The following is a 13800-nucleotide window of genomic DNA, read 5'->3' on the forward strand; positions in this document are numbered from 1 at the left end:
GGCACGGAGAAGCGAAGCCCTCTTGTATCTATGGCGTATCTAACCTATGGTCTGCGTTACATCGAGACGAGTTATTTCGCATAGTGGAACCGACTCCTACGGCGAGGGAGGCTGATCATGCAGCCGGCCAGCACCGCCAACCAGACCGAGGCGGAGACCGCGCCCACCGATCTGGAGGGACTGATCGGGCGGTTCCGGGAGGCGCTCGCGCCGGAGTCGGTGATCACCGACCCGCAGCGGTTGCGAACCTACGAGTGCGACGGCCTGGCCAGCTACCGGGTGGTGCCCGCCGTGGTCGTGCTTCCCGAGAACGCCGACCAGGTCGGCGAGATCGTCGCGGCCTGCGCGGAGTACGGGATCGCCTTCGTGGCGCGGGGATCCGGCACCGGCCTGTCCGCCGGGGCGCTCCCGCGGTCCGACGGAGTCCTGATCGTCACCTCCAGGATGCGACGCATCCTGGAGGTCGACGTGGCCAACGAGCGAGCCGTCGTCGAACCCGGCGTGATCAACCTCGACGTCACCAAGGCGGCAGCGCCCCACGGCTACTACTTCGCCCCGGATCCCTCCAGCCAGCAGGTGTGCTCGGTCGGCGGCAACGTCGCCGAGAACTCCGGCGGTGCGCACTGCCTGAAGTACGGGTTCACCAGTAACCACGTGCTGGCCCTGGAGGTGGTCACGCCCGACGGCGATACGGTCGAACTCGGTGGTCGCGCCCGTGACGTGCCGGGCTACGACCTGATGGGTGCCTTCGTCGGCAGCGAGGGCACGTTGGGCGTGGTGACCAAGATCGTCGTCCGGCTGCTGCGCGCGCCGGAGTCGGTGCAGACGCTGCTGGCCGGTTTCCCCTCCACCGACGAGGCCGGGGGCGCCGTGTCCAAGATCATCGCCGAGGGCATCACCCCCGCCGCGATCGAGATGATGGACGCCCTGTCCATCGAGGCCGCCGAGCAGGCGGTCCGGTGCGGCTATCCCGAGGGAGCGGGAGCCGTGCTGGTCGTCGAACTGGACGGTCCCGCTCCCGAGGTCGAGCACACCTTCGCCGAGGTGCAGCGGCACTGTCGCGACCACGGGGCTTTCGAGGTCCGGGTGGCCGCCGACGACGCCGAACGCGCCATGATCTGGAAGGGCCGCAAGTCGGCCTTCGCCGCCGTGGGACGCATCAGTCCCGACTACATCGTGCAGGACGGCGTGATTCCCCGGACCGCGTTGCCCGAGGTGCTGACCAGGATCAGCGCGCTGTCGGCGGAATCCGGCGTTCGGGTCGCCAACGTCTTCCACGCCGGTGACGGCAACCTGCACCCGCTGGTGCTGTTCGACGGTTCCGAACCGGGTGCGGTCGAGCGCGCCGAGGAGGTCTCCGGTTCGATCCTGGACGTGTGCCTGGCCCACGGCGGCTCGATCACGGGGGAGCACGGGGTCGGCGCCGACAAGGTCAAGTACATGGGCCGGATGTTCACCGAGCAGGACCTGGACACCATGCAGCGGGTGCGCTGCGCCTTCGATCCGGACAACCGCTGCAACCCGGGCAAGGTATTCCCCACGCCCCGGTTGTGCGGGGAGGCCCCGGGGCAGCGTCGCGGCGTGCACCCACTCACCGAGGCGGGATTGGCGGATCAGTTCTGATGACGACGAGTACCGGGGACGCGGTCAGGGGCGCGCTGACCGGAGCGATCGGCTCCGAGCGAGTCCGTGACGCTGAGGAGGGCGACACCGTCGGCGGAGTGCGCCCCCGCTGGGTGGCCTCCGTGGCGACCACCGAGCAGGCGGCCTCCGCCATGAGCGCGGCGGCCGAGCACGGCCTGCGCGTGGTCCCGCGCGGTTCCGGCAGCAAGATCGACTGGGGTGCGCCGCCCGAGGCGGTGGATCTGGTGCTGGACCTGTCGCAGGCCGGCGGTGTCCTCGAACACGCGGCGGGGGACCTGGTCCTGCACGCGCGGGCGGGCACGCCCCTCGACGAGGTGCGGCGGGTGGCCGCCGACGCCGGGCAGCAACTGTCGATCGACCAGCCCCTGCCCACGGCCACCGTCGGCGGCGTGATCGCCACCGGCACGACCGGACCCGGCCGCCACCTGTACGGCGCGGTGCGCGACCTGCTCATCGGCATCACCGTGGTGCGTCCGGACGGCGTGGTGACCATCTCCGGCGGCAAGGTCGTCAAGAACGTGGCCGGCTACGACCTGGGCAAGCTCTACACCGGTTCCCACGGCACGCTCGGCGTGATCACCGAAGCGATCTTCCGGCTGCATCCCGTGGCCGAGCAGCACCGGTGGATCTCGGTGACCCTGGACGAGCCCGCGGCCGCGGGGGAGGCCGTCCGGGTGGTGCGGAGTTCGCAGGCGATGCCCACCGCCGTGGAGCTGGAGCGTGCCGGGACGACCGGGCCGATCACGGTCTGCGCGCAGATCGAGGGACGTCCCGGTGCCACCCACCAGCGGGCGCTCGAGCTGTCCGAGGTGCTCGGATCGGCCGTCGGTGTCACCGGTGAGGTCCTGGACACCGCCCCCGAGTGGTGGGGCGAGTACCCGTTCGACGGGGACACGGGGTTGCGACTGGGGGTCGAACCCTCCGCCGTCGCGGCGCTGCTCACCGGTGCGCAGCAGGCGGCGCAGCGCCGCGGTGTGACACTGCGGACGCGCGGTTCGGTCGGGCTCGGCCTCGTCCACGCCGCCATCCCGGAAGAAGTGCCGCCTGCCACCGTCGCCGAGTTGGTGGGTGAGCTGCGTGCCGCCGCCGCCGAGCACCACGGCTACGGCGTGGTGCTGCGCGCCCCGCGCGCGGTGCTGGCGTCGGTGGATCCGTGGGGGCCGATCCCGGCGGGGGTCCTGACGTTGATGCGCCGCACGAAAGACCAGTTCGACCCCGAGCACCGCCTGTCGCCGGGTCGGTTCGTTGGAGGAATCCGTTGACCGAGAATCCCATCCAGTCGGCATCCGAGGGCGCCTTCGACGCCTTTCACACGCCGCAACGCGAGCTCGTCGACGACTGCGTCCACTGTGGTTTCTGCCTGCCGGCCTGCCCCACCTACGAGCTGTGGGGCGAGGAGATGGACTCCCCGCGCGGGCGGATCCACCTGATGGAAAGCGGTCTCGACGGCGAGCCGTTGTCGGGGAGCATGGTCGAGCACTTCGACAACTGCCTGGGCTGCATGGCCTGCGTGACCGCCTGCCCGTCGGGAGTGGACTACGGATCCCTGATCACTCAGACCAGGGCGCAGGTCGAGCGCAGGCACCAGCGCGGCTTCTGGGAGCGGATGCTGCGGAGCACGATCTTCGCGCTGTTCCCGTACCCGCGCCGCCTCCGCGCCCTGCGTGGTCCGCTGGCGCTGTACCAGCGGTCGGGAATGGCCGAGCTGCTGAAGCGCTCCGGGCTGCTCGCGAAGTTGCCCCCGCACATGCGGACCATGGAATCGTTGGCTCCACCGGTCCGGCGCGCGCCCAAGCTCCCCGAACGCGTGAAGGCACGTGGGCAGCGCCGGGCCGTGGTCGGCATGGTGACGGGGTGCGTGCAGAGCGCCTTCTTCCCGGACGTCAACGCCGCGACCGCACGCGTGCTGGCCTCCGAGGGCTGCGACGTGGTGATCCCGCCCGCCCAGGGGTGCTGCGGTGCGCTCAGCGAGCACTCCGGGCGGGAGGCCGAGGCCGTGAAGTTCGCTCGCGGGCTGCTGGACAAGCTCCACGCCGCCGACGTCGACTACGTCGTGATCAATTCCGCTGGTTGCGGTTCGACCCTCAAGGAATATCCCCGACTGTTGGCCGACGATCCCGACTACGCCGCGCGCGCCGAGCACTTCTCGGAGCGGGTGCGCGATGTCTCCGAGCTGCTGGACGAGCTCGGAACCGTCGCCGAACGTCATCCGCTGCCCGGCAGGATCGCTTATCACGACGCCTGCCACCTCAGCCACGGCCAGGGAATCCGGTCGGCCCCCCGAGCCCTGCTGCGCGAGATCCCCGAGCTCGAACTCAGCGAGATCAACCGTGGTGACATCTGCTGCGGTTCGGCCGGTGTCTACAACCTGTTGCAGCCGCAGGCGGCCGGTCAGCTCGGAGACCGCAAGGCCGAGAACGTCGCCGACACCGGCGCCGACCTGCTGATCACCGCGAATCCGGGGTGTTCGATGCAGATTCGCACCGCGCTGGAGCGCCGTGGCGAGTCGATGCCGATGGCCCACACGGTGGAGGTGCTGGACGCGTCGATTCGCGGAACGGGTGTGAAGTCCTTGTCAGAACGCTGAATCCTCGCGTTTCATGGGGGAACTTTCGCCCGCCGAAACCACGCCACGATCGGGTGGTTATCACTGACGTAGACCTTCCACGATGGAGGGATTGTTGTACCAACAGGTTCTGGACCCGTTACTCGGTTCTCTCGGGTGGAGTGCCCTGGCTTCGGCGCTGCCGCTGGTGGTGCTGTTCGCTTTGCTGGGAATCGTTCGAATGACCGCGTGGAAGGCTTCGCTGCTGGCGTTGGCGGTCGCATTGCTGGTCGCCGTGGTCGTTTATCCGATGCCGGCGGGGCAGGCGTTGTTGTCGGCGACGCTGGGCGCGGCCTTCGGGTTCTTCCCGATTCTGTGGATCGTCATCAACGCACTCTGGATCTACAACATGACCGTGACCACCGGCGACTTCGACGTGCTGCAACGCTCGTTCGCACGGGTCAGCCGGGACCGCCGGATCCAGGCGGTGATCATCGCGTTCTGCTTCGGGGCGTTGCTGGAAGCCCTGGCCGGATTCGGTACACCGGTGGCGATCACCACGGTCATGCTGCTGTCCCTGGGATTCCGCCCGCTCACGGCCGCCGTGGTCTCGCTGGTGGCCAACACCGCTCCCGTGGCCTACGGTGCGCTGGCCTCGCCCATGGTGACGCTGGCCAGCGTCACCGGACTGCCGTTGAGCGAGCTCGGTGCGATGACCGGGAGGCAGACGCCGGTGCTGGCGCTGATCGTGCCGATCGTGCTCGTGGGCATCATCGACGGGATGCGCGGTGTCCGTCAGACGCTGCCGGCCACGCTGATGTGCGGAACGACCTTCGCGGTCGCTCAGTTCGTCGCCTCGAACTACATCTCCGTGCCGCTGACCGACATCATCGCCGCCTTGCTGGCCGCGGGGACGACGGTGCTGCTGCTGCGGGTCTGGACACCGCGCGGTATCGACGCGGACGACGCGGACGACGCGGACAGCGCCGCGGCAGCGCCGGGGGCGATGTCGGCAGGCGACGATCGCGGCGCGGTGCTGCGTGCTTACGCGCCCTACGGCATCATCATCGCGGTGTTCGTCGCGGCGCAGATCAAACCGATCGCCGCTGCGCTGGACTCGGTGACCGTGGCGTTCGACTGGCCGGGACTGGACATCCGCGGACCCGGTGGGCAGGCGTTGTCGCTGGTCGAGTTCGAGTTCGACTGGTTGGCCAGCGCCGGGTCGCTGCTGCTGATCGCGGGACTGCTGTCGATTCTCGCGATCGGGATCCGGCCCCGGACCGCGCTGTCCCGGTACCTGGGGACCTACGTGCAGCTGACCTGGCCGATCGTGACGGTCATGTCGGTACTGGCGATCGCCTACGTCATGAACGCCTCCGGGCAGACCGCGACGCTGGGCAACTGGCTGGCGGCCACCGGCGGTCTGTTCGCGTTGCTCTCACCGATCCTCGGGTGGCTCGGCGTGGCCGTGACCGGTTCGGACACCTCGTCGAACTCGCTGTTCGGAGCGTTGCAGGTGACCGCCGCCAACAAGGCCGGACTGGATCCGGTGCTCATGGCGGCGGCGAACAGCTCGGGCGGCGTGCTGGGCAAGATGGTCTCCCCGCAGAATCTCGCCATCGCCGCCGGTGCCGTGGGAATGGCCGGGCGAGAGGGTGACATCTTCCGGCGGGTACTGCCGTGGAGCCTGCTTTTCCTGCTGCTCATGTGCGCGCTCGTCTTCCTGCAGTCCACCCCGGTGCTGAGCTGGACGGTGGTCTGATTCCGCGGTGGTGAACGGACCGTTGAGGCGGTGTGAGTGCCAAAACGGTCCGTTCACCCTTTGGGACGGTGCTGGGGGGCGAGGCCGAACACGGGCAGGCACTCGTCCACTCCCCGCATGGACACGTTGGTCGTGGGCCGGTTCGCGTGCCACTGCTCGGTGGTGAGCCGAAGCCCCTGCCAGACCACCGCCCGGTCCTGCTCGTCGGCGTGATCGGCTCCGTGCGTGCGGTAGCCGAACTTTCGCAGCACCAACTGCGCGGGTGTGTTGTCCTTCCGGGTCTCGGCCAGCGCCTGCGTCGTCCGCAGCCCCTCGAACGCGAAATGCAGCACCATCGTGTGCGCCAGGGTGCACAGTCCCGTGCCCCGCCGGCTGTGGTGCGTCCACATCCTCGTTTCTATCGCCCCGTGTCGTGCGAAGTCGGCGGCTCGGACGTTCTGGATCCCCACGGGACGCCCCTGCTCGAACATCGCCAGGTCCAGGGACCAGCGCTCCGGCGTCCAGGTCCCCCAGGAGTGCCAGTGGTGCTGGAGCGTTCGCCTGCCCCGCTCCGCCGGTGTGTCGTGCCGCCCGGCCAGCGGGGGAACCGCGGGGTCGTAATCCTCGGTGGAGGCCAGCGCGGCGAGCTCGTGTAGTTCGCCCTCCGTCGGGAGGCGGAGTTCCAGGCGGGTCGTGACCAGGGTGAGTTTCCGCAGCGGCCAGCACGAAAGTGAATATTCCTCGTTTTGTGAATCGAAATGAAACCTCTTCATGGATCGTGGATTTTACCGGGTTCGAAGTTCGCGCTGAAGAGTTCTTCGGGGGTTTCATTTGAACGTGGCGCATACGGAAAGTAGTCATGTGCGCATTGCGGGTTGGCTGCGTCCGCAAAAGAGTGATCCGGTGTCGGATCCATTGATCGAGCGGAGTTCTGCTGGCTCAATCAGCAGCGTCCGATTCGCGACTCGTGAAAGGAGGTGACAATCATGCGTACCTTCGCAATCCAGGCCCGGCCAGTCGTCCGGCAGGACAGGAAGGCAAGCCGCTTCTTCTGGGTCTGGCAGCACAGCTGATCCCCCTCGCAGGGGGCTCGGTTCCCTCGGGAGGCGAGCCCCCGGGCAGGTGAGTACAGAATCGTTGACGAACGTATCGCGCTTGGAGTACGGATGCGACTTCGCCGTTCCCGTGGCCTCGTCTGCTACTGGCACGCGGGCTCCTTCATCGCCCACGCCTACCCGCACGGCGCCCCCACGGCGTTGCACCCGGCGGCGACGGAGGTCCTGTCCGCCTTCGGAGACTGGACCGACCCCGCCGAGGTCAACAAGGCTCTCGAGCACCTCACGGCGGAGACCGTCGACGAGGCGGTGGAGGCACTGCGCGAAGCAGGTCTGCTGCTGGCCGAGGACACGGAACAAGCCTCGAGGGACGATCGTTTCGCGCGCCAGTGGGGTCCGTGGGATCCCGAGGCGTCCTTCTTCCACTACGCCACCCAGGACGTCCCCTATCCGGACGAGGAAGCTCAAGCACAGGAAACGGAACAGGAGTCGCCGGCCCTGTTCGAGTTGTTCACCGAGTATTCCGAGGCCGATCGGATATTTCTGCCCCGCCCGCTGTCCACGGACCTGCGCGCTCCTTACGACCAGGTGCTCCACGGGCGCCGCACGCACCGCGACTTCACCGAGGACCCGGTACCGCTGTCCACCCTGGCCACTCTGCTGTCCACCACGTTCGGCCCCACGGACTTCGTCGACTGCGGCCGCTGCGCCCTGTTCCGGCGCACCAGCCCCGCCGGTGGTGCCCGCCAGGAGCTCGACGCCTACCTGGCGATCCGCAACGTGGCCGGTGTCGAGCCCGGGACGTACCACTACAACCTCCGCGAACACTCGCTGGAGCTGCTGTCCGAGGGGTTCACCTCGGAGGAGGGCGCGCACCTGTGCGCGGACCAGGACTGGGCGGGTGGTGCCGCGTTCCTGGTCGTGCTCTCGGCCGTGGTCGACCGGATGCTCAGCAAGTACCCGACCCCGCGCTGCTATCGGGTGGTGCTGATCAACGCCGGGCACCTCGGCCAGACGTTCGCCCTCACCGCCACCGCGCTGGGACTCGGTCCGGCCCAGACCGGCGCCTTCCACGACACGCCCGTGGCCGATCGGCTGGGCCTGGACAACGTGGGGCGAATCCCGTTGTACGTGCTGGCGGCGGGTTATCCCCATCCCGAGCCGCAGGACGCTCCGCCGCCAGCCGAACTGGACACCTTCCGGCGCACCACCTTGAACGGCTGAGCGCGACGCCCCGGCCGAAGCCGGGGCGTCGTCGTGCATCGGTTCACCCGACTGCTCGCTCACGCGATGGCGTCGTGCCAGACCGAGCACGAGTCGGGCGCCCACTGCACGTTGACGCAGACCTGGTACCGCACCGTCTGACCCTCCTTGAAGTTGTGGTCGTAGGTGATGTCGCGGCCGGAACCTCCGGTGAAGTCGTGCCGACCACTGGGGCCCTGCTCCACCTCGTACTTGAGGAAGACGGCGTGACTGTCGCCCGCGGTGTCCTCGAGCGTGAATTTGTCGCCCTTGTGCTTGAAGCAGGCCTTGGCGGCGCCGTCGACGCTCGCGCAGTCGTTCGTACCGGCGAAGGCCGCCGGGGCGCCGATCCCCACGGCCATCACGACCCCCATCGCGACGGACGCTGCCTTGGCCGTTGCGACGATACCTCGGTTCGACATCGGATCTCTCCTCGTCCTCTCGTCGTCCCGGTTCCTCCTCCGGGACGAACCGCCGTGCGTTTGTTCTGAAATCCCTCACGGTGGAAATCCGTTCCGGCGGTGCGGAACAAACGTTAGGCAGGGATTCGGCGGCCGGGAAGGCGTTGCGCGTCCGTTGGTCGTCCGCCGGACACCGGACGGACAAAGCTCTTTTGTCCAGCGCTGTGACCAGCGATGTCGATTGTCCGGCGGATATTCGCCGAAACGTCCGTGCGCGGGTGCCGGGTGTGTGGATCGGAGCTTGGTTCCCGTTCCCCCGAACGGGTTCTCGTCATGGAAACCCCTGTCCCGGCACGCGCTCGCCGCTAGTGTCGATCACCAGACGAGGGGAGAACCGTGGAGGATCAGTTCGACGGTCTCGCGGGTGAGGATCCGGCGAAACCAGGTAGGAAGGCACGACCGCCCGCCCCGGACGAGGGGCCGTGCGCGGCGCTGGCCCACGAGCTGTGGTCGCTCAAGCGCCGGGCCGGTGATCCGTCCTTCGCGACGATGTGCACCAAGCTGGGCGCGGCCGCGTCCCGATCGTCGCTGGCCGCGGCGACCCGGGGCACCACGCTGCCGAGCTGGGAGACGACGTGGGAGTTCGTGCGGGTTCTCGACGTGGAGCGACTCGGCACCGATCCCGCCACCGCCGAGCGGCTGTGGCGGGATCGGTGGACGGCGGCGCGGGACGCCGCCAGGGTCGGTCCCGAGCCGGTCGCGTCCGAAGTGGCTCCGGCTCCCGCGCCCTCCGAAACCGGTCCGGCACCGGTCGCGCCCGAAACCGCTCCGGGCGGGTACGTCCCGGCCGGGTCCGGTTGGTTCGCGCGGCCGCGCGTCATAGCGACCACGACCGCGGGGGCGCTGGTCCTCGGGCTGGCGGTGCTCGGTATGAGCCGGCTGGTTCCCCCCTCCGGGCCGGCCCCTTCATCCGATGACCCGGACCTCAGCTCCACTCTCGTCGACGAGACGTACGAGGACGGCACGCACGTGGCCACCGGAGAGCGCTTCACCAAGAGCTGGATACTGCGCAATCTCGGGACGAGGAGATGGGAGGGCCGGTGGTTGACCCGGATCAACTCGACTCCCTGCTCCGCGCCGAAGAGGGTGCGCGTCCCGGACACCGAGCCGGGGAGGGTCGTCACCATCTCCGTGGAGGTCACAGCGAGCCCGCGGCCCGCTTACTGCAAGAGCTACTGGAAGATGACCAACTCCCGGGGAGAGTTCCTGCTGCCGAACCAGAAGCCCGTGTACTTCGAGATCATCGTCGACGCGCCTCAGTAGGGCCCGGTTGCCGTCCCCGTCTCGCTGGGGAAGTCTCGTCGCCACCGGTCATTGACTATGACAGTTCTGGTGTCACACTCTAAGTGGAGTACCTGCCGCAACGAGGAGGCACGTCGCCCATGTCCGAGGCGTTCGTCTACGACGCGATCCGCACTCCGCGCGGTCGCGGCAAGAAAACCGGGTCACTGTACGGGACCAAACCGATCGACCTGGTCGTCGACCTCATCCACGAGCTCCGCCGTCGCCATCCCGAGTTGGACCCCGAGGTGATCGACGACGTCGTGCTCGGCGTGGTCTCGCCCGTCTCCGACCAGGGCTCGGACATCGCCAAGACCGCCGCGCTGGCGGCCGGGCTGCCGAACACCGTCAGCGGCGTCCAGCTCAACCGCTTCTGCGCTTCCGGCCTCGAAGCCGTGAACACGGCCGCCCAGAAGGTGCGTTCGGGCTGGGAGGACGTCGTGCTGGCCGGCGGCGTGGAGTCCATGTCCCGCGTTCCGCTGGGCACCGACGGCGGGGCCTGGGCGATGGACCCCGAGACCAACCTGGACACCTCCTTCGTCCCGCAGGGCATCGGCGCCGACCTCATCGCCACCATGGAGGGCTTCGACCGCGAGACGGTGGACGCCTTCGCCGCCGAGTCGCAGACCCGCGCCGCCAAGGCCTGGGCCGACGGCCGCTTCTCCGACTCCGTCATGCCCGTCACCGACCGCAACGGGCTGTCCGTGCTGGAGCAGGACGAACACATCCGCGGCAACACCACGGTGGACAAGCTCGGTGAGCTGCAACCCTCCTTCGCCGGGATCGGCGACGTGGGCGGCTTCGACGCCGTCACGCTGCAGAAGTACCACTGGGTGGAAAGCATCGACCACGTGCACACCCCGGGCAACTCCTCCGGCATCGTCGACGGTGCCGCGTTGACCCTGGTCGGCGGTGAGAGCTTCGGCGACCGCACCGGCATGCGTCCGCGCGCCCGGGTCGTCGCCGCCGCGCTCAGCGGTGGTGACCCGACCATCATGCTGACGGGCCCCGGTCCCGCCGTGCGCAAGGCGCTGTCCAAGGCGTCCATGACGATCGACGAGATCGACCTGGTGGAGATCAACGAGGCCTTCGCCGCCGTCCCGCTGAAGTTCATGAAGGACTTCGGGGTGCCGCACGAGAAGGTGAACGTCAACGGTGGTGCCATCGCGATGGGGCACCCGCTCGGCGCCACCGGAGCCATGATCCTCGGCACGCTCGTCGACGAGCTGGAACGTCGTCAGCAGCGCTACGGGCTGGCCACCCTGTGCATCGGTGGAGGCATGGGAATCGCCACCATCGTCGAGCGAACCTGATCAGTGTTGGGGCCTGCGCAGGTGGTTGCTGAACCGCCGCCTCATTTGGCGCCTTGCCGTGTCGGAGGCCACCTCGGGTGGCCGCCTACATCACGTGGCCTTCCGCCGTGGGATGCATCCAAACGAGACGGCGGAGCTGGGTCCCTTGCTCAGGCTGATCACCCGCGCGGAACGACCAAGAGCAAAAGAAAATCGCCCGCAGGCCCGCGATCCATTCCTCAGCCCCCAGTCTCCGAAGGACACCGAATTCATGAGCGACCAGAGCACCATTCGCTGGACTGATCGCGACGCCGACGGCATCGTCGTGCTCACCCTGGACGATCCCCAGCAGCAGGCCAACACCATGAACGAGCGCTACCTGCGCTCGATGGAGCAGACCCTGCAGCGACTCGAGGACGAGCGCGACCGGATCACCGGTGTCGTGCTCACCTCGGCGAAGAAGACCTTCTTCGCCGGGGGCGACCTGCGCGAGCTGATCCGGGCGCGGCCCGACAACGTCACCGAGGTCGCCGAGACCAGCACCAAGGCCAAGGAGCAGCTGCGGCGCCTGGAAACGCTGGGTGTTCCGGTCGTCGCCGCGCTGAACGGGACCGCGCTGGGCGGCGGCCTCGAAATCGCCCTCGGGTGCCACCACCGGATCGCGGTGGACGGTTCGGGGGTGCGCTTCGGTTTTCCCGAGGTGAGCCTCGGTCTGCTGCCCGGTGCCGGTGGCGTCGTGCGCACCGTGCGGCTGCTCGGCATCGCCGACGCGCTGTTGCAGGTGCTCACCCAGGGGCAGCGGCTGCGCCCGGGCAAGGCCGAGGAGCTCGGCCTCGTCGACGAGCTCGTCGACGACACCGATCAGCTGCTCTCCCGCGCCAAGGCGTGGATCAAGGCCAATCCGGAGGCCGACCAGCCGTGGGACCGCAAGGGGTACAGGATTCCCGGTGGGACCCCCTCGGACCCGAAGTTCGCCGCCAACCTCCCCGCCTTCCCCGCGAACCTGAAGAAGCAGCTCAAGGGTGCGCCGTTGCCCGCCCCCCGCAACATCATGTGCGCTGCGGTGGAGGGTGCGCAGGTCGATGTGGACACCGCGCTGACCATCGAGGGCCGCTACTTCCTGGAGCTGCTCTGCGGTCAGACCTCGAAGAACATGAGCAAGGCGTTCTTCTTCGACCTGGAACACGTCAACTCCGGCGGCAGCCGCCCGGGCGGGGTGCCGCAGTGGCAGGCGAGCAAGGTCGCGGTGCTCGGCGGCGGCATGATGGGTGGCGGCATCGCCCACGTGTGCGCCAAGGCGGGGATGGAGGTGGTGCTCAAGGACATCTCCGTCGACGCCGCCACCAAGGGCAAGGACTACTCGCGCAAGGTGCTCGACAAGGCGGTCTCCAAGGGCCGCTCCAGCGAGTCGCAGCGTGACGAGGTGCTGTCCCGGATCACTCCCACCGACCGGGCCGACGATCTCGCCGGGTGCGATCTGGTCATCGAGGCCGTCTTCGAGGACACGAAGGTCAAGCACCAGGTCTACGCCGAGGCGGAGGAGGTCATCGCCGCGGACGCGCTGATCACGTCGAACACCTCGACCCTGCCGATCACCGGTCTGGCCGAGGGGGTCGGCAGGAGTGCCGACTTCATCGGTCTGCACTTCTTCTCGCCGGTGGACAAGATGCCGCTGGTGGAGATCATTCGTGGCGAGCGGACCGGAGACGAGGCGTTGGCCCGTGCCTTCGACGTGGTGCGTCAGATCAACAAGACGCCGATCGTGGTCAACGACAGCCGGGGCTTCTTCACCAGCAGGGTCATCGGCACCTTCCTCAACGAGGGAGTGGCGATGCTGTCCGAGGGGGTGCACGCGGCCTCGATCGAGCAGGCCTCGGCGCAGGCGGGCTTCCCCGCTCCCGTCCTCCAGCTCTTCGACGAGCTCACCCTGACGCTGCCGCGCAAGATCAGGGAGGAGACCAGGCAGGCTGTCGAGGCCGCGGGCGAGGTCTGGACCCCGCATCCGGCCGACGAGGTGCTGGACCGCATGGTCGAGGAGTTCGGCCGCAAGGGGCGTTCCGGCGGTGCCGGCTTCTACGAGTACACCGACGGCCAGCGTGCCGGACTGTGGTCGGGGCTGACCGAGCACTTCGGCGCAGGCAGCCGTGACCCGCAACAGGTGAACTTCGCCGATCTTCAGGAGCGCATGCTGTTCGTCGAGGCGCTGGAGACCGCGCGCTGCCTGGACGAGGGCGTCATCGAGTCGGTGCCCGACGCCAACATCGGTTCGATCTTCGGCATCGGCTTCCCGGCGTGGACCGGCGGTGTGGTGCAGTACATGAACGGCTACCCGGGCGGACTCGCCGGTTTCGTCCGGCGGTCGCGGGAGCTGGCCGCCGGGTACGGCTCGCGGTTCGAGCCCCCGCGCTCGTTGGTGCGCAGGGCCGAGTCCGGTGAGCTGTTCGCGCTGGGGGAGCCGGATGCCGAGGTGGTCTCGGCGGTAGCCGCCGCGTGACGACCCCGGTGGGCAGGTGTGTCGCCGGTCTCGCGCGGAACCGTG

At 68.7% G+C, this 13800-nt stretch carries 10 protein-coding genes; 8 read left to right on the forward strand and 2 right to left on the reverse strand.

The window, feature by feature from the left end:
• The first annotated feature begins 117 nt into the window (after positions 1-117).
• The 4 genes from FHX42_RS11970 to FHX42_RS11985 all read left to right on the forward strand — a co-directional run bounded on the left by FHX42_RS11970 (position 118) and on the right by FHX42_RS11985 (position 5951).
• Positions 118-1623: an FAD-linked oxidase C-terminal domain-containing protein gene (locus tag FHX42_RS11970; protein WP_182544357.1), complete on the forward strand. Its 1506-nt coding sequence runs from the start codon at positions 118-120 to the stop codon at positions 1621-1623.
• Positions 1623-2906, forward strand: a complete 1284-nt coding sequence (locus FHX42_RS11975) for an FAD-binding oxidoreductase (protein ID WP_182544358.1) — start codon at positions 1623-1625, stop codon at positions 2904-2906. Before FHX42_RS11970 ends, FHX42_RS11975 begins: the two co-directional genes overlap by 1 nt.
• Positions 2903-4231, forward strand: coding sequence for a (Fe-S)-binding protein (locus FHX42_RS11980; protein ID WP_182544359.1), 1329 nt, complete (start codon positions 2903-2905; stop codon positions 4229-4231). Before FHX42_RS11975 ends, FHX42_RS11980 begins: the two co-directional genes overlap by 4 nt.
• Before the next feature lie 82 nt (positions 4232-4313).
• The gene (locus tag FHX42_RS11985) at positions 4314-5951 is read left to right on the forward strand and encodes an L-lactate permease (RefSeq protein WP_235987273.1); all 1638 of its coding nucleotides are present in this window, start codon (positions 4314-4316) and stop codon (positions 5949-5951) included.
• Between the two features lie 53 nt (positions 5952-6004).
• On the opposite strand, the gene FHX42_RS11990 is transcribed toward FHX42_RS11985, so the two are convergent.
• Positions 6005-6703 carry a GNAT family N-acetyltransferase gene (locus FHX42_RS11990; RefSeq protein ID WP_182544360.1) on the reverse strand — a complete coding sequence of 233 codons (699 nt, stop codon included), beginning with the start codon at positions 6701-6703 and terminating at the stop codon, positions 6005-6007.
• Between the two features lie 393 nt (positions 6704-7096).
• Here FHX42_RS11990 and FHX42_RS11995 point away from each other — a divergent pair, with 393 nt between their 5' ends.
• The gene (locus FHX42_RS11995; protein WP_182544361.1) at positions 7097-8209 is read left to right on the forward strand and encodes a SagB/ThcOx family dehydrogenase; all 1113 of its coding nucleotides are present in this window, start codon (positions 7097-7099) and stop codon (positions 8207-8209) included.
• 59 nt (positions 8210-8268) lie between these two features.
• Here the strand turns inward: FHX42_RS11995 and FHX42_RS12000 are convergent, their stop codons facing one another.
• The gene (locus tag FHX42_RS12000; protein ID WP_182544362.1) at positions 8269-8649 is read right to left on the reverse strand and encodes a hypothetical protein; all 381 of its coding nucleotides are present in this window, start codon (positions 8647-8649) and stop codon (positions 8269-8271) included.
• 375 nt (positions 8650-9024) lie between these two features.
• On the opposite strand from FHX42_RS12000, the gene FHX42_RS12005 reads away from it, so the two are divergent.
• From FHX42_RS12005 to FHX42_RS12015, 3 genes are all read left to right on the forward strand, one after another.
• Positions 9025-9951 carry an NBR1-Ig-like domain-containing protein gene (locus FHX42_RS12005; RefSeq protein ID WP_328796070.1) on the forward strand — a complete coding sequence of 309 codons (927 nt, stop codon included), beginning with the start codon at positions 9025-9027 and terminating at the stop codon, positions 9949-9951.
• Positions 9952-10070: 119 nt separating this feature from the next.
• The gene (locus tag FHX42_RS12010; protein ID WP_182544363.1) at positions 10071-11282 is read left to right on the forward strand and encodes an acetyl-CoA C-acetyltransferase; all 1212 of its coding nucleotides are present in this window, start codon (positions 10071-10073) and stop codon (positions 11280-11282) included.
• Positions 11283-11532: 250 nt separating this feature from the next.
• Complete coding sequence (locus FHX42_RS12015) at positions 11533-13755, forward strand: 3-hydroxyacyl-CoA dehydrogenase NAD-binding domain-containing protein (RefSeq protein ID WP_182544364.1); 2223 nt, start codon at positions 11533-11535, stop codon at positions 13753-13755.
• Positions 13756-13800 lie beyond the last annotated feature (45 nt).

The sequence above is a fragment of the Halosaccharopolyspora lacisalsi genome, from assembly GCF_014137975.1.
In the GTDB taxonomy this organism is placed as follows: domain Bacteria; phylum Actinomycetota; class Actinomycetes; order Mycobacteriales; family Pseudonocardiaceae; genus Halosaccharopolyspora; species Halosaccharopolyspora lacisalsi.

Bases quoted from the DNA above. Each gene is read 5' to 3' on its own strand.
- FHX42_RS11970 (WP_182544357.1), top strand. From the start codon at position 118: ATGCAGCCGGCCAGCACCGCCAACCAGACCGAGGCGGAGACCGCGCCC.
- FHX42_RS11975 (WP_182544358.1), top strand. From the start codon at position 1,623: ATGACGACGAGTACCGGGGACGCGGTCAGGGGCGCGCTGACCGGAGCG.
- FHX42_RS11985 (WP_235987273.1), top strand. From the start codon at position 4,314: ATGGAGGGATTGTTGTACCAACAGGTTCTGGACCCGTTACTCGGTTCT.
- FHX42_RS11990 (WP_182544360.1), bottom strand. From the start codon at position 6,703: ATGAAGAGGTTTCATTTCGATTCACAAAACGAGGAATATTCACTTTCG.
- FHX42_RS11995 (WP_182544361.1), top strand. From the start codon at position 7,097: ATGCGACTTCGCCGTTCCCGTGGCCTCGTCTGCTACTGGCACGCGGGC.
- FHX42_RS12000 (WP_182544362.1), bottom strand. From the start codon at position 8,649: ATGTCGAACCGAGGTATCGTCGCAACGGCCAAGGCAGCGTCCGTCGCG.
- FHX42_RS12010 (WP_182544363.1), top strand. From the start codon at position 10,071: ATGTCCGAGGCGTTCGTCTACGACGCGATCCGCACTCCGCGCGGTCGC.
- FHX42_RS12015 (WP_182544364.1), top strand. From the start codon at position 11,533: ATGAGCGACCAGAGCACCATTCGCTGGACTGATCGCGACGCCGACGGC.